At 72.6% G+C, this 22,439-nt stretch carries 18 protein-coding genes and 1 pseudogene; 8 read left to right on the forward strand and 11 right to left on the reverse strand.

All coding sequences use genetic code 11. The features are described 5' to 3' along the window. Window position 1: 1 nt before the first annotated feature. Together ACIRVH_RS13935 and ACIRVH_RS13940 are read right to left on the reverse strand one after the other, a co-directional pair. Window positions 2-2,395, reverse strand: coding sequence for a glycosyltransferase (locus ACIRVH_RS13935; protein WP_403952123.1), 2,394 nt, complete (start codon window positions 2,393-2,395; stop codon window positions 2-4). Between the two features lie 14 nt (window positions 2,396-2,409). Beyond that, window positions 2,410-3,117 (reverse strand): hypothetical protein, encoded by a 708-nt coding sequence (locus tag ACIRVH_RS13940; RefSeq protein WP_403952125.1) that lies wholly within the window; start codon window positions 3,115-3,117, stop codon window positions 2,410-2,412. Window positions 3,118-3,582: 465 nt separating this feature from the next. On the opposite strand from ACIRVH_RS13940, the gene ACIRVH_RS13945 reads away from it, so the two are divergent. Together ACIRVH_RS13945 and ACIRVH_RS13950 are read left to right on the forward strand one after the other, a co-directional pair. Next, window positions 3,583-4,206 carry an RNA polymerase sigma factor gene (locus ACIRVH_RS13945; protein ID WP_403952128.1) on the forward strand — a complete coding sequence of 208 codons (624 nt, stop codon included), beginning with the start codon at window positions 3,583-3,585 and terminating at the stop codon, window positions 4,204-4,206. Continuing rightward, entirely contained in the window at window positions 4,199-4,999 is an 801-nt protein-coding gene (locus tag ACIRVH_RS13950) for a hypothetical protein (RefSeq protein WP_403952130.1), read from the forward strand. The genes ACIRVH_RS13945 and ACIRVH_RS13950 overlap by 8 nt, the downstream gene beginning before the upstream one ends. Window positions 5,000-5,060: 61 nt before the next feature. Here the strand turns inward: ACIRVH_RS13950 and ACIRVH_RS13955 are convergent. The 4 genes and pseudogenes from ACIRVH_RS13955 to ACIRVH_RS13970 all read right to left on the reverse strand — a co-directional run. After that, a pseudogene (locus ACIRVH_RS13955) lies at window positions 5,061-5,234 on the reverse strand (FG-GAP repeat domain-containing protein); the annotation flags it as partial. 44 nt (window positions 5,235-5,278) lie between these two features. Beyond that, complete coding sequence (locus tag ACIRVH_RS13960) at window positions 5,279-5,734, reverse strand: hypothetical protein (RefSeq protein ID WP_403953063.1); 456 nt, start codon at window positions 5,732-5,734, stop codon at window positions 5,279-5,281. Window positions 5,735-5,827: 93 nt separating this feature from the next. Continuing rightward, window positions 5,828-6,850, reverse strand: coding sequence for a tyrosinase family protein (locus ACIRVH_RS13965; protein ID WP_403952133.1), 1,023 nt, complete (start codon window positions 6,848-6,850; stop codon window positions 5,828-5,830). A gap of 178 nt (window positions 6,851-7,028) precedes the next feature. Then, window positions 7,029-7,679: an FMN-dependent NADH-azoreductase gene (locus tag ACIRVH_RS13970; protein WP_403952134.1), complete on the reverse strand. Its 651-nt coding sequence runs from the start codon at window positions 7,677-7,679 to the stop codon at window positions 7,029-7,031. A 118-nt stretch (window positions 7,680-7,797) separates the two neighbouring features. Here ACIRVH_RS13970 and ACIRVH_RS13975 point away from each other — a divergent pair, with 118 nt between their 5' ends. Further along, window positions 7,798-8,163, forward strand: a complete 366-nt coding sequence (locus tag ACIRVH_RS13975; protein WP_403952136.1) for a winged helix-turn-helix transcriptional regulator — start codon at window positions 7,798-7,800, stop codon at window positions 8,161-8,163. A 131-nt stretch (window positions 8,164-8,294) separates the two neighbouring features. Next, window positions 8,295-9,068: a VOC family protein gene (locus ACIRVH_RS13980; RefSeq protein WP_403952138.1), complete on the forward strand. Its 774-nt coding sequence runs from the start codon at window positions 8,295-8,297 to the stop codon at window positions 9,066-9,068. 4 nt (window positions 9,069-9,072) lie between these two features. Here ACIRVH_RS13980 and ACIRVH_RS13985 read toward each other — a convergent pair whose 3' ends face one another. Both ACIRVH_RS13985 and ACIRVH_RS13990 read right to left on the reverse strand, forming a co-directional pair. After that, window positions 9,073-9,465, reverse strand: a complete 393-nt coding sequence (locus ACIRVH_RS13985) for a hypothetical protein (protein WP_403952140.1) — start codon at window positions 9,463-9,465, stop codon at window positions 9,073-9,075. 183 nt (window positions 9,466-9,648) lie between these two features. After that, window positions 9,649-10,917, reverse strand: coding sequence for a hypothetical protein (locus ACIRVH_RS13990; protein ID WP_403952143.1), 1,269 nt, complete (start codon window positions 10,915-10,917; stop codon window positions 9,649-9,651). 352 nt (window positions 10,918-11,269) lie between these two features. Here ACIRVH_RS13990 and ACIRVH_RS13995 point away from each other — a divergent pair, with 352 nt between their 5' ends. Further along, complete coding sequence (locus ACIRVH_RS13995; RefSeq protein ID WP_403952145.1) at window positions 11,270-11,635, forward strand: hypothetical protein; 366 nt, start codon at window positions 11,270-11,272, stop codon at window positions 11,633-11,635. Here the strand turns inward: ACIRVH_RS13995 and ACIRVH_RS14000 are convergent. Next, entirely contained in the window at window positions 11,604-12,041 is a 438-nt protein-coding gene (locus ACIRVH_RS14000; RefSeq protein WP_403952148.1) for a MerR family transcriptional regulator, read from the reverse strand. The two genes, ACIRVH_RS13995 and ACIRVH_RS14000, sit on opposite strands and share 32 nt — an antisense overlap. 99 nt (window positions 12,042-12,140) lie before the next feature. Here ACIRVH_RS14000 and ACIRVH_RS14005 point away from each other — a divergent pair, with 99 nt between their 5' ends. Both ACIRVH_RS14005 and ACIRVH_RS14010 read left to right on the forward strand, forming a co-directional pair. Beyond that, window positions 12,141-12,929 (forward strand): amidohydrolase family protein, encoded by a 789-nt coding sequence (locus ACIRVH_RS14005; protein ID WP_403952151.1) that lies wholly within the window; start codon window positions 12,141-12,143, stop codon window positions 12,927-12,929. Window positions 12,930-13,223: 294 nt separating this feature from the next. Next, window positions 13,224-13,757: a DUF4232 domain-containing protein gene (locus ACIRVH_RS14010; protein WP_403952153.1), complete on the forward strand. Its 534-nt coding sequence runs from the start codon at window positions 13,224-13,226 to the stop codon at window positions 13,755-13,757. A 118-nt stretch (window positions 13,758-13,875) separates the two neighbouring features. Here ACIRVH_RS14010 and ACIRVH_RS14015 read toward each other — a convergent pair whose 3' ends face one another. Together ACIRVH_RS14015 and ACIRVH_RS14020 are read right to left on the reverse strand one after the other, a co-directional pair. Further along, window positions 13,876-18,903, reverse strand: coding sequence for a DNA repair ATPase (locus ACIRVH_RS14015; RefSeq protein WP_403952155.1), 5,028 nt, complete (start codon window positions 18,901-18,903; stop codon window positions 13,876-13,878). Window positions 18,904-19,017: 114 nt separating this feature from the next. Further along, window positions 19,018-21,138 (reverse strand): flotillin family protein, encoded by a 2,121-nt coding sequence (locus ACIRVH_RS14020; protein WP_403952158.1) that lies wholly within the window; start codon window positions 21,136-21,138, stop codon window positions 19,018-19,020. Window positions 21,139-21,374: 236 nt separating this feature from the next. Between ACIRVH_RS14020 and ACIRVH_RS14025 the strand changes: the two genes are divergently transcribed. Then, window positions 21,375-22,433 (forward strand): PucR family transcriptional regulator, encoded by a 1,059-nt coding sequence (locus tag ACIRVH_RS14025; protein ID WP_403952159.1) that lies wholly within the window; start codon window positions 21,375-21,377, stop codon window positions 22,431-22,433. Window positions 22,434-22,439 lie beyond the last annotated feature (6 nt).

Here is a 22,439-nt window from a genome sequence, read left to right on the forward strand (position 1 = left end):
CTCAGTACAACTGCTGTGTCTCGTACGGTCCGGGCTGCCGGAAACCCGGGGGCGGCGGGGGCTGGAGAAGTCCGCCGTACGGCGGAGGCTGCTGAACGGGGGCGTACGGCATCGGCTGCTGGAGGGGGGCGTACGGCGGCCGCTGCTGGACAGGGGCATACGGCGCCGGCTGCTGAACGGGGGCGTACGGCGGCCGCTGCGGACTGACGGGGCCCTGAGCAGGGCGCTCATTGCCGGGCGCCTCCGCCCCCACCGGGGCCTGCAGGCTGCCGTAGCGCTCCATGCGCTGCCATCTCAGCCGGGAGCCCGACACGGCGGTGAAGACGGACTGGATCACCACCAGGTACATCAGCTGCCGATACACGAACTGCTGCAACGGCAGGCTCCACAGCGGGCCGGGCCGTTCTCCGTCCAGGCGGAACGCGTACAGGCCCATCATGAGTTGCAACAGGAGGAAGGCGAGCCACAGCCCGACGATCCGGACCGGATCGAGGAAGAGCAGCCCGTACACGGCGAAGATGTCCACGGCGGGTGCGAGCAGCGGCAGCAGCACCTGGAAGAGCAGCAGGTAGCCCAGGCCCCGGCGGCCGAGTTTTCCGGCCGCGCCGCGCTGTACGAGCGCGCCGCGGTGCTTCCACATCGCCTGCAGGGTGCCGTAGCACCAGCGGTACCGCTGACGCCACAGGGCGTTCAGCGACGCGGGGGCCTCGGTCCAGGCCCTCGCGCCCTCCTCGTACACCACACGCCAGCCGGCGCGGCACAGCGCCATGGTGAGGTCGGTGTCCTCGGCGAGGGTGACGTCGCTGACCCCGCCGAGGTCGAGCAGTGCCCGGCGGCGGAACGCGCCGACCGCTCCGGGCACGGTCGGCATGCACTCTGCGAGGTCGAACAGGCGGCGGTCGAGGTTGAAGCCGACCACGTACTCGATGTGCTGCCAGCGGCCCAGCAGACCGCCGCGGTTGACGACCTTGGCGTTGCCCGAGACGGCACCCACCCGGGGGTCGGCGAAGGGCTGCACGATCGTGCGGACGGTGTCGGGTTCGAAGACCGTGTCACCGTCGACCATGACCACCAGGTCGTAGGTGGCAGCGGCGAGTCCGGTGTTGAGGGCTGCGGGCTTGCCCGCGTTCTGCTGGCGGATCACCCGTACCGGCAGGCGGAGCGACTCCACCAGATCGGCAGTGCCGTCGGTCGAGCCGTCGTCCACCACGATGATCTCGACCGGATGGTCCGAGGCGAGCAGTGAGCGTACGGCCGCCTCGATTCCGGCACTCTCGTTGTACGCGGGGACGATGACGCTGACCGGCTCGGTCACCGGCGACCCCCAGGACCGGCCCCGGCCCCGAGAGCGCAGGCGCCGGTGCCGGCGGGCCGCGACCAGCACGACCGCCGCGCGCAGCACGCTGATCGCCCCGGCCGCGTACATCAGCACGCCCAGCAGCCACACGACCAGGTCGCCGCCCTGCAGCACCTTGATGAAGGCCATCCCCTGCAGACGGTCGCCGAGCCCAGCGGGCTGGACGGGTCCGGCCATGCCGACCGCGGCGCCGACCGTGGCGAACCGGAAACCGTGTGCCTTGAGCCGTGGGATCAGGGCGCTCAGCGCGGCGACGGTCTGGGAACGGTCACCGCCGCCGTCGTGCATCAGCAGGATCTGCCCGGCGCGCCCGTGCGGTGTCGCGTTCGCGAGGATGCGGTCCGCACCGGGACGCTGCCAGTCCTCCGCGTCCTGGGTGGAGAGCACCGTGACGTAGCCCGCGGCGTCGGCCTGCTGGAGGACGGACCAGTCGGCGTCGTCCAGCGCGTCGTTCTTCGAGGAGTACGGCGGCCTCAGCAGTGCGGTGGTGACCCCGGCGGCGCCGGCCACCGCCAGCTGCGTCTCCCGCAGTTCCAGGGAACGCTGCCATGGGGCGAGGCGGGCCAGGTCGGGGTGGGTGAAGGTGTGGATGCCGATCTGGTGGCCGTCGGCGACGATCCGGCGGACCAGCTCCGGGTGGGCCACGACCTGGGTTCCGACGACGAAGAACGTCGCGTGCACATGGTTGCGGCGCAGCACGTCCAGGATGCGCGGGGTCCAGACGGGGTCGGGGCCGTCGTCGAAGGTGAGCACGACGGTGCGGGCCTGCGCCTTGGCGGTGTGCGGAGAGGTGGCGGCGTTCGCGATCACGGGGCCGCCGTGGACCACCTGGGTGGGCACCGTGTCGCTGCGGCCCCGGGCGCCGGTCACCGCGTCCGACGTGATGCGGAACATGTGGTGGGTGTAGCCCTGCAGCAGGAGGGCCGTCGACAGGGTCACCGCCAGCACGCTCAGCAGCAGCCAGTGGGTGCGGGGTGTGACCTGGCGGGTACGGGTGTTGCGGCGGGGAGGAGCCTTGCGGCGTCGGCGATCGGTCACGTCGGGGCCTTGGATCACTTCACGGGGTTGTGGGACGAGCCGATGGCACGGCCCTTGGAGGAGGGGGCGGGAGCGGGATCGGAGGTGGTGGTCGAGGTCGGGGACGTGATCGTGCTGGGCCGGGACGTGGCCGCGGGAGCGGTCGACGCTGTCGGCCGGTCGGTGGGGCTGGAGGTCTTCTGCGCTGCGGGGCCGGATTTCTGCCGCGCCGCGGCGGGGCCCCCGCTCCCCGCGGTGCGGCCCGTGCCGGGCGCGGAGTCGGGTGCGGTCGCGCGAGGCACGGCCGAATGCGTGGCGCCCGACTGCGGCACGAACGGGGAGCTGATGCTGGGGCCGCCCAGCATCGTGCTGATCAGCAGGGCGACGTAGCCGCCGGCGGGGATCACCAGCAGCCGGGCGGCGCGGAGCACGCGGCGCTGGCGGCGCCCCGAGGAATCGACGAAGACGGGCCGCGCCGACTCGCTCGTCGGCGTGTCCTGTTCCGGTACGGGATGGCCGGATGTGTCGAACTCCGCGGGCGGCAGCGCATCGGTGCCGTACCCCGGGTGCGTCCACTGCGCGGGTTGCGCCGGGTACCAGGGCATCGGGGCCGTGTCGGCGGTGGCGCTGCCGCCGTACCCGTGGCCATAGGCGCCGTACTCGTGGCCGTAGGCATGCGCGTACCCGACGCCGCCGTACGGATCCTCGCCGTACCCTCCGCCGCTGTCGTTCGTCCACTGCACGAGTCGCGTCCCCTGTCCTGGCCGACCGACACGGTCGTCCACATGGACAGAGCGGACTCGGCCGAAAGTGTTACACCTCGGCCGACGGCCGCCTCACCACCGAGGCATGTGGGGGCGGCCGGAACCCGTGCAGTGGGTGGGTTCCGGCCGCCCCCGTCCCTCTCCGTGCCGCTGCCGGGGGGAGTCAGCAGCGCCACGGAGAGAGGTTCGGGGGACTGGCGGATCGTGGTGCCGACTTCCGGCCGGGCGATCGCCCTGGGCCACTCGCGCGGACCCGGTTCCCACGCCATGCAGCGCAGGGCCGGCGCGAAACGTCACCCGGGCACGGACGGCGACGACGTGAAGACGCATGGTGCGTTGTGACACTTCTGTGAGAACTGACGCTGGTCACTATGGGGGGCCGTCGACGCGACCGGAGCACGGCGGATGACGAACGCCATGAACCCCGTGCGAACGAGGACAGTCTTGGGCCAGGTAGGGCACCCCCGGCGCGTGCAGACGTACGACGCGGAACTGGGAGCGGCAGTCGCGCGGGCCCAGGACGGTGACGAAAACGCTTTCGCGGTCGCCTACCGGATCGTGCAGCCGGGTCTCCTCGGCTATCTGCGCGGGCTCGTCGGCGACGACGCGGAGGACGTGGCCTCCGACGCCTGGCTGGAGATCACCCGTGACCTCGGACGTTTCAAGGGGGACGGGGCCGGGTTCCGCGGCTGGACGGCGACCATCGCCCGGCACCGGGCCCTGGACCATCTGCGCCGCCTGCGCGTACGGCCCCGGGCGGGCGGGACCGAACAGGACGTACTGGACCTGCCGGCCCCGCACAGCACCCCCGACCTGGCCCTGGAGTCCCTCTCCACCGAGCGGGCCCTGGAACTGGTCCGCTCGCTGCCGGGGGACCAGGCCGAGGCCGTGCTCCTGCGGGTCGTGGTCGGCCTGGACGGCCCCGCCGCCGCACGCGTCCTGGGCAAGCGTCCGGGAGCGGTGCGGACCGCGGCCCACCGGGGCCTGAAACGCCTCGCCCGCCAGTTGGGCGTCGGCGGCGAGAACGAATCGAACCCGTCGGACAGGAACGGAAGCGGACATGGGTGAACGGATGAGCGGCGGCGCGGTTCCGGGCCGTCGGCATGTGCACCCTGGCGGCGCCGCGTCGGGTCAGCAGGACGTGCGTGACTCCACCGCGCTGGAGACGATGCTGGCCGCCGCCCTGCGCGCAGGCGATCTCGACCCCGAGGCCGAGCAGCAAGCCGTGGCCGCCTTCCGGGCCGCCCACGGCACGGCCGCGCACCGGGCACGCACCCGGCGCCGGGACGACTGGCGGCCGGCCGCGGAGCGCCGTGCCGGGCGCTCTGTGAAGGTGACGTTCGGCGTGGTGTTCGCCAGCCTGACCCTGGGTGGTGTCGCGGTCGCGGCCATCGGTTCGGCCGGCTCGTCCGCGGACGGAGCCGGTGCCGGCCGAGGGACCGCGCACCCGTCGGCGGTCGCCCCGGACCGGCAGGGCGGGAAGGCGTCGTCGGCGTCCCCCTCCGGCAGGCACCGACCGGCGGACGGTCCCGGCCAGGACACGGAAGCCCACTGCAAGGCCTACGAGCAGGTCAAGGACCGCGGCAAGGCGCTCGACACACGGGCCTGGCAGCGGCTCGTCGCGGCCGCCGGCGGTACGGACAAGGTCACCGCGTACTGCTCCGCGCAGCTGGCGGGGGCGACGGCCACGCCGAGCAAGTCGGCGGGCAGGGGCAACCCCGGCGCGGGTGCCGCGGACACCGGCAACGGCGCGACAGGGAAGACCGACGCTTCCGGCAACGGCACGTCCGGCAACACTCCCGGCGACACGGGCAGCACGGGCGGCACGGGCGGCGACAAGGGCAGCGGGAAGCACAAGTAGCGGCGAACGGGCCCGGACGAACAAGTCGTCCGGGCCCGCCGGGGTTGCGCCGAAGTCCGCGTCAGAACAGGCCCTTGTAGCTCTGCCAGCCGGTCGCGATCTTCGTGCGGCTGCCGAAGGAGCCCTTGCCGTTGCCGTTGCTGCGCCACACGGTGCCGGAGCTGTCGCGGGCCACGAGGTCGGCCTTGCCGTCACCGGTGATGTCGCCCACGCCCACGAGGGCGTTGTACGACGAGGGGCGAGGGTGCCCCGAGGGAGAAGGCGTGCTCCGGGCGAGCTTCAGGTCAGCGTCCTGCGCATCACCTCGATGACCTGGTCCCGCTGCTCGTTGAAGGCGAGACGCGCCCGGTCCACGGCCTCCGTGTCGTCGGCCAGGCCCTGACCGACGACGTGGCGGTATGCGCGCAGGCGGTCCACGAGGGCGTTCGCCTGTGCCATGACGGCCGGTTCCGCGATGAGGGAGAGTTCCAGCCGCCGGGACAGCACCCTGCTGTCCCGCAGGACGGTCCCGGCGCGGGTCGACGCCGACGCGTCGGTGTCGTGACCGCGGGCGATGTTGATGAGGGTCTCGCTCGCTTCCGCGGTGGCGGCGAGAAACGACGTGTACACCGCCCGCCGGTCGTCCCTCCTGCGCTGGTCGCTCTCCCGCCGCCAACGCTCCCGGTCCAGGACGAACGTCGCCGCCAGACCGACCAGCGCACCAAGTGCCGTACTCGCGAGGCTGATCCATTCCATCCCCCTACGTTGCTCCACCGGCACGCCTTCCAACCCCCCGTGTTTCACGGGGGGTTGGAAGGATCTGCGGCGTCGCGAGGGGGGGGTGGGCGGCTACTGGTAGGAGTAACCGAGCACGGTGATGTCCTTGACGGAGTCGGTGGTGAGGCCGCCGGCGGCCGGGGTCCACCAGGGGTCAAGACCCGCGTCCGCGCCGGTCACGTTGGGGCCGCCCGTGTGCGTCAGCTGCCACTGGTCCCAGATGCGGTCCACGTTGGAGTGCAGCAGGAAGAAGATCGGGTCGTTCGACGACTCCATGGGGTGGCTGAGCGTGCCCCCGCACCAGTTGTGCACATTGTTGTGGGCGGCCACTTCCAGGCCGTTGGGCTGGACGCCCGCCATCACCCTGCCGAACGTGAAGGCCGTGAACGTGGGGCGGGTCAGGAGTCCGTCGATGGTCGCCTGGGTCGGCAGACCGCTCGTGGCGGGAGTCGGCCGGGAGACGCCGGTGGGCTTCCACACCCAGTCGGGGCGGGCGTGGTCGTTGGCGTAGTCCCAGTAGGGAATCGTGAGCGCGGGATCGACCGTGCGGAGCAGCTCCTCGAACTTGAGGCAGTACGCGCGGTGCCAGGGCAGGAAGCGCTGGGTGGCCTCCGGCCCCATCCCCGGCATGGTGTGGTGCCGGTGGCTCATGTCCTGGTGGTCGGCGATGAGCTGCTTGTACGCCGGCGTGGTCGCGAGCTGACGCAGCACCTCGTTGTACCGGTCCCGCTCGGCGGTGCTCAGCTGCCGGTGGTCCTTGCGCACCCGCTGCGAGGCCCGTACGAGCCTGGTCACCAGCGAGCGCAGCTGCTCCGTCTCCATCGGCGCGGGCATCGGCGCCGCGGCCGCGGTGGGCGCGTGCCACGCGGCTTCGCCGAGACCGGCCGCGGCGAGGTGCGCGGCGGTGGCGGCCGGTCCGGGCGGCGCCATGCCCGGCCCGGCGTGCCCGTCCGCCATCATCCGGTTCAGCCGCAGGCCGATCTCCTCACTGTCGATGAGCTGGGCGGGCGCCCACTCCGAGGCGATCTCGAGGGCGTCCTCGGCGGTGGGGAACCCCTTCGTCGCCACCTTCGCTGCCGTCTTCCTGGGACTCATACGCTGCTCACTCCTCATTCCTGTCCGCCCACACCCCTTCCGGCCGGGCCACGCCACCCACTCTGGGAGGGGCCGCACCGGGCGGCGACCGCGGCGGTCCGAACGGATGAGCGGGAGATCAGGTCCGAGGAGCCCGCCCCTTCCCCGGCGGGCAGGGGCAGGGAGGCCGGCGCCCCGGCTACGCGGCGAAGCGCTCCGCCAGGGCCTTCGCCTTGACGGCCGCGTCCTGGAGGGCGCGGTCGCGGGAGGCCTCGAAGAGCGGGATCAGCTCGGACATCGCCGGGTTCTGCGGAGCCATGGTCAGCTCCGGGACGATGAAGTCGAGCTCGAGGCCGAGCGCGTCGCCGAGGACCGCCGTCAGGTAGTTCTGGACGTACTCGTACGGCTCGCGCGGGGTGCCCGGCGCGTAGGAGCCGCCGCGGCTGGCCACGACGGTGACGGGCGTGCCCTTGGCGGAGGGGGTCTCGCCCGCGGTGCGGCCGAACAGGATCACGTTGTCCAGCCAGGCCTTGAGGGTCGAGGGGATCGAGAAGTTGTACATCGGCGCGCCGATCAGCACCGCGTCCGCCTGCTCCAGCTCCTCGATCAGCTTCACGCGGTCGGCGAAGGCGGCCGCCTGCTCGGGGGTGTGGGCGGCCGCGTCGACGAATCCGGCGATGTGGGCGTGGGCGTCGATGTGCGGGACGGGGTTCACGGCCAGGTCCCGGTAGACCACCGTGCCGTCCGGGTGCTGCTCCTCCCAGGTCCTGCGGAAGGCGTCGGTCACGGTACGGGAGGCGGATGCCTCGCCCGGGAGGAGGGACGAGTCGATGTGAAGCAGTGTGGCCATGGGGGTCTCCAGAGGAACGGGCCCGCAGCAAGCAGGCCTGAGATTTCGTATGCAGCTATGTCTAACACAGGTACTTACTTTTTTTCATCCCCCAACGGTCGGGTAGTACCCTGGCCCCATGGCGGCGGAGCAGACGCATGACGTGGCACAGTGCGCGCGGGTGGATGACGGCATCACCCGCGTCTTCCAGGTGCTCGGAAAGCGCTGGAACGGCCCGATCCTGTCCGTCCTCCAGGGGCGGCAGACGCACTTCGCCGACCTGCGCCGGGCCATCCCCGGCATCAGCGAGCGCATGCTCTCCGACCGGCTCGCCGAACTCGGCGGGGCGGGACTCGTGGTCCGCGAGGTCGACGAGGGACCCCCGCTGCGGGTCTCCTACCGGCTGACGGAGGCGGGCGCCGCGCTGGAGCCCACGCTCAGGGAACTCGGCGCGTGGGCCATGAAACACCTGCCGGACGCTCCGCCCTGCACGGAGAACCGCTAGCGACCGGGCGGTCCCACCGGGTTCCCCAGCCCGGGTGAAACGGCCGGGAGTTGCGGGCCGCCGGGCTCGATGCCGTCCTCGTGGGCGGCATAGTGACGGCGTCTCAGTTCCCGACCCGCAGGAGGACACCCATGCTCGGCACCGACTTCCGCGCCGGGTCGCCCGTCTGGATCGACCTCGGCAGTCCCGACACGGACGCGGCCGCCGCCTTCTACGGCGCCGTCTTCGGCTGGCAGTACTTGTCGCTGGGGCCCGAGGCGGGCGGGTACGGGTTCTTCCAGCAGGACGGCAGAACGGTCGCCGCGCTCGGGCCGCTGACCGAGGAGGGCGCCGCATCGGCCTGGACGACGTACTTCCGCAGCGACGACATCGAGGCCACCGCCGGTGCCGTGACCGCCGGCGGCGGCGGTGTGCGCGTCGCGCCCCTGAGCGTGGGCGAGGGCCGGCTGGCCCAGTTCACCGACCCGCAGGGCGCGCGGTTCGCCGTCCTGGAGTCAGCGATGGGCCTGGAGCGGACGTCGGGTGACAACACGCTGGTGTGGGTGGAGCTGCACGTCCCCGACCCGGAAGCGGCCGTCCGCTTCTACCAGGGGTTGTTCGGCTGGCGCTCCCAGGAGATGCAGGCGCCCGGCATGACCTACCGGGTCCTGAGCATCGGGGAAGGCGACCAACAGGAGGGATCCTTCGGCGGCGTGGCTCCGCTCCAGGGGGAGCAGGAGACGGCGCGCTGGGTGCCGTACTTCGCCGTGGCCGATGCGGATGCCGTCGTCACGGCCGTACAGGGGAACGGCGGGGCGGTGCTCATGCCGGCCGCGGACGTGCCGGACGTCGGGCGCATCGCCTGGCTCACGGACCCGGGCCGGGCCGTGTTCGCCGTACTGAAGCCGAACCCTCGTCAGAACTGAATTCTCACCAGCCTTTCGACAAGTCGCTGCGCGATGCGGTCCGTTCGTGGGCCGCCCGGTGCCGCGGCTCGGGTGCCGCACCCTCCTCCTCCCTGACTCCCAGCCAGGTGAGGAAGGCGAGGACGAAGACTCCCTCCACGAGCAGCGAGAGCGGGCCGTAGGGCGCCTCCCAACCGTCTTCGTAGTAGCCGTTCGGCAGACCGACGGTGCGCGACAGCAGGAAGCCGGCGATCATGCCGAGGCTGACGAGCGCCCCGGTCACCCAAGCGACCATGGGGCGCCGCACCATGACGAGCGCCACCGCCACGACCAGCATGACGGCGCTGCCCACGGCGAAGAGGACGCCGATGTAGAACATCTCCTCGAGGTGATCCTGAATGAGCAGAGTGTGCAGCACCGTGTTTCCTACGGCACAACACGCTCCCAGCCCCATCAGAGTGACTTCGGTGGCGTTGGAGGTCATCATGACTCCAGCTGTTCATCTAGCAGTGTTTCGTCAGGATTGATCCCTCTGCCGTCTATACGGCTGACACCGCTCGGGAGATTGCGCCCGGCCCGCCGTTCCTCAGCTGTCGGGACGTCAGGAACCGGTGACGGACCTGATCGGGTACGGGAAGCTCTCCTGCTGCCAGACCACCGTGAACCTGGCGCTCGGGGCGGTGCCGACCTGGGGGACGCGGCCGTCCGAGGTGAGCGTCTTCGTCGCACCGAACGTGCCGGAGCGGCTGACCGTGCGGGCGCTGGTCCTGGTGTAGCTGTACGGGGGCGTCGACTTGGGCACGACCGTGTGGAAGACCAGCATGCCGTCGCCGTCGTCGTCGAGGGCCAGGTCGGGCCGGTCGCCGAGACCGAGGGCGGTGACGGCGCCCCGGGTGCCGGTCGCGGACAGCCGGCGGCCGAGCAGCTCCAGCTTGCCGTTGGTGTAGCGGGTCCACACGATCATCGAATCGCCGTCGAGGTCCGTGGCGAGGGCGTGGTGGAAGCCCACGTTGTCCGCGGCGGCCGAGATGCGCAGCGGGGCCGCCAGGGTGCCGGTACGGCTCCAGCGCGAGGCCCAGATCTGCGCGACGGCGCCACCACCGGAGTGGTAGCTGACGACCGCGTCACCGTCCCGGTCCACACCGACCCGCACCATGCCGAAACCGCCGTACGACGCGATCGGTGTCGTGAGCACCTTCGTGGCGGAGACGGAGGTCGAGGTGATCCGCTTGGCCGCGACGTCCGCGCCCCGCGCCCAGGCCACGACGAACCGGCCGCTCCGGTCGACCCCGACGGCCGGCTTCTCGGCCGAGCCCGAGCCGAGGGTGAGGGGCGCGCCGACCGTGCCGTCGAGCTTGAGGCGCCGGGCGACCGTGTACCAGCTGCCGTCGCGGCTCTCCGTCCAGGCGGCCAGGGCGGTGCCGCCCGGTGTCACCGCGACGACCGGAGTGGTCGCGGGGGCCGACGTGGAGAGCTGCTGGAGCGGTCCGACCAGACTGCCGGAGGCGGCGACCCGCCGGCCCACGACCTGACTGTCCTGCTGCCAGACCACCGCCGAGTCCCCGGTGTCGTCGGAGGCGATCTCCGGCCAGGACACCGCGGCACCGTCCGGCGACAGGGTGCGGATCGCCCCCTTGGTGCCGCTCGCGTACTGCACCCGGGTCTGGACCCGCTGGTAGGAGTACGTCGTCGACATGTCGCCGGCCGTCCAGGCCAGCAGGGCGTCGCCCTGGCGGTCGACCGACACCTGGGGCGAGTCGGCGGCGGACCAGCCGGACGCCGAGACGCTCCACGACGACGTCCAGGCGGCCTCGGCGTTCATGCCCACCGTCGCGGTGACCGCGAGCCCGGCCGCCGCGGCGACGGACATCCCTGCGAGTACGCGACGCTGCACTGAACGCCGATGACGTGCGATACGCGGAGCCACGCTCATCCCCTTGTCCTGGCTTCCATGACAGGGGTCACAGCCGTCACACAGGTACCCCGGTACAGCAAGCGCACATACAGGCCCAAACATCACAGCGGCCCCCGCCCGCCTGCCGGGCGACGGGCTCACCCCGGGGGCCGTACCAGCCCCGTCTGGTAGGCGATGACGACCAGTTGGGCGCGGTCTCGGGCGGCGAGCTCCGGAGACGACGCCCTCGGTGCCGGCGATGTCACCGGGTGGCGCCTGAGTACGAGAACGGATGCGGCGCACGCCCCCGGGCGCCCACGATCACCTCATGACGCTTCCCTCCCCGCCAGGGCCGGACCGGAGCCCCGCCACGGCCCTGCTGATCCTGGCCGCGATCCTGCTGGCGCCCCTGGTGTACGGGCTGTACTGGCTGGGCCACGACGTCATGGAGTGCACGAGCCCGACCGGCTGCCGCGGGAACCACGACGAGAAGGTGACACTCGTGAACGCGGCCCTGGTCCTCTTCGGCGCCCCCTTGGGCGGCGCCGCCCTCACCGGCTTCGCGGGTGCCCTCCTGGGCCGCCGGTCCGGCGTCTGGGCAGCCGGCGGCGTCCTCCTCGGCACCCTGGCGACGTGGGCCGCCACCGTCGTCTGGCTGTACATCAGCTTGCAGAAGACGAGCTTCGACTTCTGAGCCGGGTTTCCCCACCCGAGTACGGGACTTCGGCGCCCGACACCAGGTCGCGGCCTGCTGCGTCCTCGGTGGCGGCGATCGTCCGGCGCAGAAGGCGTCGCGCGGTGTCCAGATCGGCGGCACGCTCGTCGAGGACGTCCAACTGGGTGCGGAGGGTGGTGAGCACGCCGGGACAGGGGCGCAGCGACGCGTCGTCGAAGGTGCAGGGCAGGACCTGGCGGATGATGCGGGTGGGCAAGCCGACCGCCAGCAGGGCGCGAATGCGCCGCACTGTCTCCACCGTCCGGTCGTCGTACTCGCGATAGCCGTTGGCGCGGCGCTCCGAGCTGATCAGCTCCATCCGCTCGTAGTAACGCAGCCGGCGCTCACTGACTCCGGCACGACGCGACAGCTCCCCGATCAGCACCGGCCGGCTCCCTCCGACTTGACCTTCCCACAGTGTCAGGGAGCAACAGTGCGCTGGTCGGCCCCATTCCGGGCCGATCGCCAAGGAAGGAGCGAGTCATTGATCATCGATGCGCACAGCCACGTCCACGACCCCGTCGAGGAACACGTCGGGCTGCTGGACGAGGCCGGGGTGGACCGCGCCGTGCTGTTCGCCACCCGCCCACACCCGGAACGGGCCGGTGACCTCACCTCGCTGCGCCGGGAGATGGCGATCCTGGACGAGGCCATCGGGGGTCGCGCCGGCACCGTCGAGGGGTACCGCGGAGCGTGGGGGGAGCTGGACGCCGCGCTCGCCGCGCAGCCGCAGCGGTTCATCGGCTTCCTGTCCGTGCCGCTGGACCTGGAGCCGGAGCAGACTGCCGCGATCGTGGAACGCGAGGTCGTCGGGCGTGGGCTGTGTGGAATCGGCGAGCTGACACCGCCGCCGGGACGGGCAGAGGTGATCGAACCAGTGCTCCGGGCGGCAGCAGATCACGGTGGGCTGCCCGTGGTCGTGCACGGATTCGCTCCGACCACGGCGGACGATCTGAAGAAGATGTCGGCGCTCGCCGGCCGGTATCCGACGGTTCCGTTGGTGGTCAGCCAGCTCGGAGGGCTGAACTGGATGCAGGCCGTCGAGCTGGTGAGGGACACCCCGAGCATGTACCTGGAGCTGTCCACGGCCAACATCGTCTTCGCGGTCCGGCTGGCCATCAAAGAGATTCCGGACCGGACCCTGTTCGGATCGGACGCGCCGTACGGCGACCCGGTCCTCACTCGGGCGCTGGTGGAGCGGGTCACCAGCCCGGGAGAGGTACGCGACCGGGTGCTCGGCGGGACGATCGCCGAATTGGTCGGGCTCGCCTGATGCAGGCCCGACGCCCCCGGTGCCCGACGAGTTCCTCGGAACGGCCCACCTCGGACGTACACGGGACCAAGGGGGGAACACCAAAGCGCTGACGAGCCCGACGCGCTGAATCATGGATATTTCAAAGGCCGTTGGCACTCTGGACTGAAGAGGCTGCACGAGATCGCGCAAGGGAGTTGATCATCTCGCCGGCCGGTGAGGAACCTCGGCGCGCCGGCCCGCATCTAGTTGTCCGGTGAGGCAGGAGCGGCGGCATCCGGCCCCGCGGAGTGATGTCGCCCAGGGGGAGATCTCATGTCACGGCGGACAGCGGCGGCCTGCACGGTCGGCCTGGTGATGCTGCTGGGTACCGCCGCCTGCGGCCAGAGCGACAGCGTCTCGGGAACCCGGATCGCCGCATGCGGAACGCCCCAGCTGAGCTGGAAGATGACCCTTCTCCCGGGCAAGCCGCACAACACGCCGACGGCGACGCTCAGCGCCGCGCACAAGGGATCGAAGCCCTGCGCCTTCGACGGCTACCCGGAGCTCAGTGTGTACGTCGGCAAGGGGCCGTCGGCCGACTCCAAGCCGAAGGAGTCCACGCCGGTCCATCTGGTGCTGAAGCCGGGCCACAGCATCGCGATCCCGGTCTTCTACGACGCGATCGGCTCGCCGTCCGGGTCCTGTGAGGTCATGGCCGAATACAACCCCCGCGTCGAGGTACGGCCCCCGCACCCCACGGCGCACGACTACGGCTCTCGCGTGCAACTGACCGACGCGAAGGGGCACCACCGGCGGGCACAGGTGTGTGACCTCGACATGCTGCTGGGAGCACCCCAACTGCACTGACACAAATCCGGATAAACAGTGTGTATTCGCGCGTCCACCATGCGATCATGACGGCTGCGACCGCTGACCACGGTCGATCGAATGCCGCCGTACGAGACCGGGGCCAGGGATTACAGCATCAGGAGCCGTCCCGGGGGCCGGTCGCCCGGGTGATGGCGGACTCGACCGCCGCGACCCGGTCGGCCAGCAGGCCGAGGGCGGCCACCGCGCGGGTCAGGGGGTCGTCGCCGGGGCCGCCGAGGGTGCGGGCGCGGACGTCGGCGGTCTTCACCTCGGCCCAGCGGGCGGCCTGTTCGGGGCCGAGAGTGCCGCGCAGTTCGGCGAGTTTCAGCAGGTTGGCCTCGGCGCCGGTGGTGAGGGTCTGGGCCTCGGCGGTGTAGTGGTCGGTGATCACGGCGCCGAGTTCGCCGTCGTTCATGGCCGGGCTCAGGCGCTGGGCGATGCGGTTCAGGTCACGGTAGGAGCCCTGGAGGCGGAACGGCGGCTCGGTGCGGGCCGCCTCGGACTGGGCGGCGGAGGCGATGTAGGCCGCGTTGACCGTGAGGACCGTGTCGCGGGCGGTGAGCAGGTGGCGCAGAACGGCGAGGACGCGGTCGAGTTCGGCGGGCGGGACGGGGTGGGTCAGGCGGTCCGCGCGGGCCGTGGGGTCGGCCGAGGCCAGGCGGACCAGCAGGTCCAGGTCCGCGCGGTCGCGGCCGGCCAGCGGGGCGAGGAGCGGGTGGGCGGTGAGGGCGTTCTCGACGAAGCTGAGCGCGAAGACGTCCTCCTTGCCGGTGAGGACGTCGCCGAGGTTCCAGACGTCCGCCCGGTTGGCGAGCATGTCGGGCACGCGGAAGCGGTCCCCTGACTCGGTGTAGGGGTTGCCGGCCATGCAGACCGCGAAGCGCTTGCCGCGCAGGTCGTAGCTGCGCGACTCGCCCTCCCCCACCCCGTCGACCCGCCGGGTCGCGTCGCACAGCGGGATGAACTGCTGCAGCAGCTCGGGGGAGGTGTGCTGGATGTCGTCCAGGTACAGGAGCGTGTTGTTGCCGGCCGCCAGAGCGAAGTTGATCTTCTCGATCTCGCGGCGGGCGGTGGCGTTCGGAGCGTCGTCCGGGTCGAGCGAGGTGACGCCGTGGCCGAGCGCCGGGCCGCTGACCTTGACCAGCATCAGGCCGAGGCGGTCGGCGACGTACTCCATGAGCGTCGTCTTGCCGTAGCCGGGCGGGGAGATCAGCAGGAGCAGCCCGCCGGTGTCGGTGCGCTTCGATTCGCCGGTGGTGCCGAGCTGCCGGGCCAGGCTGTCGCCGACCAGCGGGAGGTACACCTCGTCGACGAGGCGGTTGCGGACGAAGGCGGTCATCACCCGGGGGCGGTGGTCGGCCAGGCGCAGGCGCTCGCGTTCGGCGTCCACCAGGGTCGTACGACGGCGCTGGTAGGCGCGGAAGGCGGGGACCTCCAGCTCGGCGAACCGCGCCGTCCGGGCCAGGAACTCGTCCAGGCGCAGCGGCAGCCGGCCGCCCGTCACCCGCGGGTGGGTGCCCAGCAGGCCCTCAGCGGTCGCGGTCAGCGGGGCATCGCCGTCGTAGCGGGGCAGGCCCGGGCACAGCTCGGCGGCGACCGCCTCGGCCAGCTCACCGGGGCCCGCCTCGGCGCCGGTGGCGGCCGCGTACGACGTCAGCCACGCCTCGGCCACCTGTCGGCGGGCGCCGAGGTCGGTCAGGGCCTCCAGGTCCCTCGCGTAGTCCGAACCGCCCACCGTGTGCCGGAACTTCTCCAGCAGGGTGCGCGCGACCGCGCCCAGGACGAAGCCGCCGGAGCCGGAGGTCAGCTCGTCGAAGAGGTACGCGGCGGCGGCACCGGCGAGCGGCTCGGCGACGGCACGCCGTCCCAGCGGCCCGTCGGCCACCGGCGCGGGCGGCTCGGCGGCCGGTCGAGCCGACGCCCCGTCGCCCGGTCGCGCGGACGTTCCCTCGATCGGTCGCGCGGGCGCCCCCGCACCCGGCTCCCACGCCTCCCACGCCTCCCTCGACGCGCCCGCCCGGCCCCCGCTCCACCGCCCGATCGCCTCCGCCAGCTCCCCCACCAGCTCGGTGAGGGCGCCCGACGGGCCGAACGCGTCCCGGGCCCGGGCCAGTGACACCGCCCGTCGGGACCAGGCCTCTCGCGCGCCGGGCGTCGTGCCGTGCGCCCAGAACAGCTGGGCCGCGGCCCGGGCGGAGGGCTCGTGGCGCAGGGTGCCCGCGGCGTCGTACAGGGGCAGCAGGGCGGTGAGGACCGTGGTGGTGTCGTGGTCGTGGACGCCGCGTTCGTAGCCCTCGTCGTACGACGCCTGCGCCGCCTCCCGCACCAGCGCGGGCAGGTCGGCCGCGGCGAGGGCGGCCGGGCCGTGCTCGGCCAGCAGCCGCGCGGCGAGGTGTTCGACGCGGTAGACCTCGGGCGACTCGGACGGCAGGTGACGGCCCCAGAACGGGCGGGTGTCCGCGAAGCCGGGGTCGGTCACCGGGCGGCGGTAGTCGGTGCCGGTGACCGCGAAGGCGAGGCCGTCGCCGTGCGGGACCAGGGTGAGGTCGAGGGGCTGGGTGTTGACGGCGAAGCGGTGGCCGCCGAGGAGCAGGGTGCGGCCGCCGTCGGCGTACAGGTCGGTGCGGTCGCGCAGGGCGCGGGCGGCCTCCTGGCGGGCGGCCTTGAGCCGGCCGTCCAGTTCCTCGGCGCGCACGCCGTCGCCGAGGGCCCGCAGTTCGTCGGCGGTCCGGCGGACCTTGGTGACCATCGGGTCGGAGGCGAAGTAGGTGGTGACCGCGTCGGTGTCGGGGAGCGTGGCCGCACGGCGGTCGACGGTCTCCAGCACCCGGGCGGCGGAGGCGGCCAGTTGCTCGGCACGGTGGGCGCGGGCGTCGGCGAGGGACTGCTTGCGGGCGGCGAAGGCCTCGTAGATCTCGGTGCGCCTGTCGGCCAGTTCGCCGAGGAAGTCGTCGAACTCGGCGAACCGGGCGTCCAGGTCCTCCAACCGGCCCAGCAGGAGTGCGAGTTGGTCGTCGCATGCCTGGGGACTGCCGGCGGCGGCCAGCGCCGCGGTGACCGCCTGCGCCAGCAGGGCCGTCTCGGCGGCGAACTCGGCGCGGCCCTCGTGGTCGAGAAGACTGCGGCGGCGGGCGTCGAGCGTGGCGCGGGCGCGGTTGACGCCGCCCAGCACCTCGGCGATCCGCTCCAGGACGCCGGTGCGGACGGTGGCGTCGGCGATGTCCAGACCGGTGACGACCTCGGTGACCGTGCGCAGCCCGTCGGCCAGCTCGTCCAGCCGGGCGGCGACGGGAGCGGCCGCGGCGACGGTCGGCACCGCGGCCGCCTCCGCCACGAGCTGCTCCACCTCCGCCTGCTGCGGCTCGAAGGCGTCCTCGCGGGCCAGGAAGGACACCGCGCGCCGCCCGAAGGCCGCGAGATCGGCCGCCGCCTCGGCGGCCAGCTCGTCGACCCGGGCGGTGTCGACGTACCGCAGCTCCTTCAGCGTCAGCAGATGGCCGTGGGCGTGCCGGAGTTCGGTGAGCCCCCGCACCCAGGAGGCGGCGTCCCGCGGGGCCTCCCCGCGCAGCCGGCGCACCACGGCGGCGATACGGGCCGCGGCCTCCTCCAACGCCTCATCGGCTTGCCGGGACAGGGCCCGTACGGTCTCGAACTCGGTCAGCACCTGCTCGGCGGTCTCCCGCACCGCCGCCAACGGCGTGTGCAGGTCGCCGAGTTGGGGCTCGCCCAGCCAGTGGTGGGTGTCGGCGGCGCGCACGCAGGCGGCGGCCAGTGCCCGGTAGCCCTCCCCCGTCCCGATGCCCTCGGCGACGAGCCGGGCGACGGACAGGCAGTCGGCGAGCCCGCGCACGAGGTCCGCGTTGCCGACCCGGGCCAGGGCGCCCGTACCGGTGCGCAGGGCGGCCGCGTGGGTGTCGGAGACGTACGGCGAGGTCCACCACTGCACGGGGTGCGTGTGCGCGGGCTCGTCGCCGTCGGCGCGCAGCACGGCCAGGGTGCCGTCCTCGAACAGGGCCCAGCCTCGGCAGGGCAGCGGGGTGGCGACCTCCTTGCGCAGGGTGTTGTACGACAGCAGGAGCGTGCGGCCCTCGGCCCGGGAGCGGAACGCGTACAGCACGTCCTCGCCGTTCGGCGAGCGCACCTCGCGCTCGAACTCCAGCCCCGTCGTGTCGAGTTCGTACGTCTTGTGCGCGCCCGAGGCCAGGCAGTAACCGCCCGGGAAGACGATGCCCCGGTCCTCGGGCAGCCGGCGGCACGCCTGTCCGACGCCGTCCAGCCGGACCACCGACCGGCTCAGCGTGTCGAACACCAGGTACCGGTCGGCGTCCTCCTTGTACGGCCGCACCCGCAGCAGGACCAGGGCGCCCACCCGCGCGTGCGCGACCCCGGCGTCGGCGAGGGCCTGCAGCGGCTCCTCCACCGGCTCGGCGTACAGCTCCTCGCCCTCCGGGCCGCGCACGGTGAGCCGGCCGCCGACGGTCGCCACGCCCACCCCGCCCGGGACCGCCACATACGGGTCCCGGCCGCCGGCCCCGAGAACATGGTCCTCTCGGGTGGTCTCGGTCCAGGCGAAGTCGTGGGCGGGCGGGACCACGTCGTCGCGGTCGCCGCGCGCGTCCAGGAACCGGGCCCCGCCGTCGGCGGTCAGGCTCCAGCGCAGGGCACGGACGTCCTCGGCCTTGTCGCCGGTGCGGAACACGGCCAGCAGCCGGTCGTCCAGGCGGCGCAGCCGCAGCAGCCGGGCCTGCCGGTAGTACCGGTGCAGGGCCGTGAACTCCCGCACGAACGCGGGGTCGTCGAGCAGTCCTGGTACGGCGTCGTCGGGCAGCCGGTTCAGGTCCCGGTCGTACAGGGCGAGGACGTCCGAGGCCGCCGTCCCGTCGGCCGTCCGGCCGGTGCTGCCGAACAGCAGCACGTCCCCGACGGCGACGACGTCGCAGGGCACGCACGCGTGCCCGGTGCGCAGCCGCCCGGTGGCCGTGAGGCCGAGGCCGGCGGAGCCGAACTCCTCGGCGCGGCGCGCGTTGAGGGCCTCGGCCCGCCGGGCGAGGTCGGCGGCCCGGGCGGTGAGGCGGTCGCGCAGCACCTCGTAGGTGCCGGCGTCGACGGTGTCGTACGAGCCCGTCTCCGGGGCGGTTGCCATGGACGGCGCTTCCCTTCAAGGGCTTCGGGTCAAAGGCTGCGGGTCAAAGGCTGCGAGTGGGTGAGCAGGGCTGCCGGGCCGCCGACCCCCGTACGGCGGCCCGGCATCGGGCCGTCAGTTCCTCGCGGCACCGTTCAGCGCGGTCAGCGGGGTGTCCGCGAGGCCCAGCTCACCGGCCCGGTCGAGCAGTTGGCGGAACTGTCCCGCCTCCGGGCCGCCGGACTTCATCAGCTTCATCAGCAGCGCCGACACCGTCAGGTTCTGCACGTCCGCCGTACCGAAGGAGCCGAGGATCCGGCCCAGGTCGTCGGTGAAGCTGCCCGAGCCGTCCAGCCAGGGCTTCGCCAGCGCCTGCGCCGTACGGGAGTTGTCGACGAAGCCGTCGACGCCCTTGCCGAGCGAGACCGCCGACACCAGCCGGTCGAAGAAGACGGACTCCCCGCCGACGATGTCGATGTCGGCGTTCTCCAGACCGGTCGCGAGGACCGTGGCCTGGGCCTCGGCGACCTGCCGCTGGGTCTCCAGGCCGGCCAGCCGGATCTCCTTCTCCGCCTGCAGCCGCAGCCGGTACTCCTCGTGCCCGCGCGACGCCTCGTCCAGGGCGGCCATCGCGGCGGCCTTCTCGGTGAGGCCCGCCGCCTCGGCCTTCAGCTTCTCCCCGATGCCGGTGGCCTCTGCGAGGGCCTTCGCCCGGGCGCCCTCCGCCTCTGCCTTCAGCCGCGCCCCGGTGGCCTCCGCCGCGGCCCGCGCACCCTCGGCCTCGGCGAGCGCCTTGGCCTGCGTACCTTCGGCCTCCGCGCGCAGCCGCGCCTCGGTGGCCTGCGCCTCGGCCCGGCCGGACTTCTCGATGACCTCGGCCTCCTTGTCGCGGACCTGCACGGCGGCGAGCCCCTCGGCGGCGGCCTCGGCCTGGACGCCCTCGGCGAGCCGCAGCTTGGCCCGGGCGTCGAGATCGGCGGTCTTCAACCGGGCCTCGGCAAGGGTGAGTTCCTCGGCGGCGCGGTGGGTCGCGGCCTGTTCGGCGGCCTCGGCGGCCTTGATGTCCTTGACCAGCTTCTCCTGCGCCTCGGCCTCGGCGCCGATGACGAGGGCCTGCCGTTCGCGCTCGGCCTCCTCGACCATGCGCAGCTTCTTGATGGACTCCTCCTGCTCGGCGACCGTACGGTCCACCGCGACCCGCTCCCGGATGACCTCGGCGATCTCCCGCTTCTCCGCCTCGACCTCCTTCTCGGCGGAGATCCGGGTCAGCTGCGTCTCCCGTTCCCGGGCGATGACCTCCAGCATCCGGTCCTTCTCGATGCGCTCGTTCTCGACGGCGATGACCCGCTCGCGGTTCTTCGCGGCGACCGCGACCTCGCGGGCCTGGTTCTCCCGCTGCACGCCCAGCTGTTCCTCGGTGCGCAGGAAGGCGCCCTGCGCGCGCAGCCTCTCCTCCTCCACGACCCGCGCGGTCTCGGCCTCCTCGCGGGCCCGGGACGTCTCGATCTCCCGCTTCTGCTTGATCTCCGCGTCCGTCTGCCGCCGCTCCAGCTCCAGGATGGCCTCGCGGGCGTCGACGTTCTGCCGGGTGATCTCCTTCTGCTCGTTGCGCTGCGCCTCGTTGGTGCGCACGTGCTCGACCGCCGTCAGCTCGGTGATCTTGCGGATGCCCTGGGCGTCGAGGACGTTGGCCGGGTCGAGCTGGGTGAGCGGCGTCTGCTCCAGATAGTCGATCGCCGCGTCCTCCAGGTGGTAGCCGTTGAGGTCGACGCCGATCAACTCGATGATGTGGTACCGCAGTTCCTCGCGCTTGGTGTAGAGGTCGGTGAAGTCCATCTGCTTGCCGACGGTCTTCAGCGCCTCGGAGAACTTCGCGTGGAACAGCTCCTGCAGCGTGTCCTGGTGGCTGGCGCGCTCGGTGCCGACGTTCTGGGCGACCTTGATGACGTCCGCCTCGGTCTTGTTGACCTTGACGAAGAACGAGATGCGGATGTCGGCGCGGATGTTGTCCCGGCAGATCAGCCCGTCCCGGCCGGAGCGGCTGATCTCGATCGTCTTCACCGAGATGTCCATCGTCTCGGCCTTGTGCAGCACCGGCAGCACGACCTGCCCGGTGAACGTCACGTCCACCCTGCGCGTCTTGGACACGATCAGCGCCCGGCCCTGGTCCACCTTGCGGTACAGCCGGGAGAAGGAGAACAGCGCGAGCAGTACGACGACGAGACAGACGGCGACCAGCACGCCGAGCGCTTCCATGGCATACGTCCTTGTGCGTCAGACGATGAAGACGGAAGAGCCCGGCTCCGGTGCCGGACACCCGTTCGATGTCCGGCACCTGAACCATCCGTAGTGCTCCCCCGTGGGGTGATGGTGCACGAGGGGAGCGCGCCCGCGCATTGCCGGTTTCCGGCAGCGTTCCATAATGTCTAGATGCCGGAGAGGCGCTAAGAAACCGTCACCGGCGCATCAAGATCACGGGGGACGGGGACGGCGTGACCGAAGAGGCGATACCCGAGCACTATCTGGACGGCTACGCCGGCACGCTGGCCGAGGTCGCGGCCACCGGCCGCCGGCTGACCCGGGAGGAACTGGCCGTGCGCCGCGCCCTGGGCGAGCAGGCCGCCGAGTCCGGCCACGGACTGCGCGCCCTGGTCGTCGCCCACCTGGCCGCCGCCCGCGCCGCCTGGCCCGGCACGCCCCGCTCGGCCGACAGCACGCTGGCCGCCGTGCAGCAGGCGGTCGACGCCTTCGCCGAGGGTTACGAACACGCCCAGCAGCTCGCCGTGCGCCGCGAGGAGGCCGCGCGCCGGGAGTTCATCGACGACCTGCTCTACGGCCGCAGCGACCTGGGCCGCCTCGCCGAGCGCGCCGAGCGGTTCGGCCTGCGGATGTCCCGGGCGCACGCGGTCGCCGTCGCCGAGGGTCCGGTGCCGTACATCGAGGGCGATCCGGTGACCCGGCAGGTGGAACGGGCCGTCCTGGCCCGCTTCGACGCCCGCAGCATCCTGCTCACCACCAAGAACGGCCGGCTGCTGTGCGTCGCACCCGGCGACGAGGACGACGTCCTCACCCACTTCGCCAAGCAGGTGTACGCGGCGGCCGAGGGCTGCCGGGTCGCGATCGGCCGCGCTCAGCACGGTCCCGGCGGGGTCGTGCAGTCGTACGAAGAGGCCCTCGCCACCCTGGAGATGGCCGGACGACTCGACCTGAACGAGCCACTGCTGCGCGCCGCCGACCTGCTCGTGTACCCGGTGCTCGCCCGCGACCGGCAGGCGATGGCCGACCTGGTCTCGCACACCCTCGGTCCGCTCACCGCGGCCCGCGGCGGGCCGCAGCCGCTGCTGGACACCCTCACCGCGTACTTCGACTCCGGCTGCGTGGCCGCCGAGGCCGCCCGCCGGCTCTCGCTCAGCGTGCGCGCCCTGACCTACCGCCTGGAGCGCATCCACAAGCTGACCGGCGCCGACCCGGCCGACCCGGCCCACCGCTACCCGCTGCAGACGGCGGTGATCGGCGCCCGCCTGCTGGACTGGCCCGCGAAGCCGCTCTGAGCAGTC

It is taken from the genome of Streptomyces sp. NPDC101165 (assembly GCF_044768135.1).
GTDB lineage: Bacteria > Actinomycetota > Actinomycetes > Streptomycetales > Streptomycetaceae > Streptomyces.

Excerpts from the sequence above, each read along its gene's own strand:
- ACIRVH_RS13980 (WP_403952138.1), top strand. The coding sequence starts at position 8,295 with ATGCTCGGCACCGACTTCCGCGCCGGGTCGCCCGTCTGGATCGACCTC.
- ACIRVH_RS13975 (WP_403952136.1), top strand. The coding sequence starts at position 7,798 with ATGGCGGCGGAGCAGACGCATGACGTGGCACAGTGCGCGCGGGTGGAT.
- ACIRVH_RS13990 (WP_403952143.1), bottom strand. The coding sequence starts at position 10,917 with ATGTCCGTCGCCGCGGCGGCCGGGCTCGCGGTCACCGCGACGGTGGGC.
- ACIRVH_RS13950 (WP_403952130.1), top strand. The coding sequence starts at position 4,199 with ATGGGTGAACGGATGAGCGGCGGCGCGGTTCCGGGCCGTCGGCATGTG.
- ACIRVH_RS14010 (WP_403952153.1), top strand. The coding sequence starts at position 13,224 with ATGTCACGGCGGACAGCGGCGGCCTGCACGGTCGGCCTGGTGATGCTG.
- ACIRVH_RS13960 (WP_403953063.1), bottom strand. The coding sequence starts at position 5,734 with ATGGAATGGATCAGCCTCGCGAGTACGGCACTTGGTGCGCTGGTCGGT.
- ACIRVH_RS14020 (WP_403952158.1), bottom strand. The coding sequence starts at position 21,138 with ATGGAAGCGCTCGGCGTGCTGGTCGCCGTCTGTCTCGTCGTCGTACTG.
- ACIRVH_RS13995 (WP_403952145.1), top strand. The coding sequence starts at position 11,270 with ATGACGCTTCCCTCCCCGCCAGGGCCGGACCGGAGCCCCGCCACGGCC.
- ACIRVH_RS13965 (WP_403952133.1), bottom strand. The coding sequence starts at position 6,850 with ATGAGTCCCAGGAAGACGGCAGCGAAGGTGGCGACGAAGGGGTTCCCC.
- ACIRVH_RS13970 (WP_403952134.1), bottom strand. The coding sequence starts at position 7,679 with ATGGCCACACTGCTTCACATCGACTCGTCCCTCCTCCCGGGCGAGGCA.
- ACIRVH_RS14015 (WP_403952155.1), bottom strand. The coding sequence starts at position 18,903 with ATGGCAACCGCCCCGGAGACGGGCTCGTACGACACCGTCGACGCCGGC.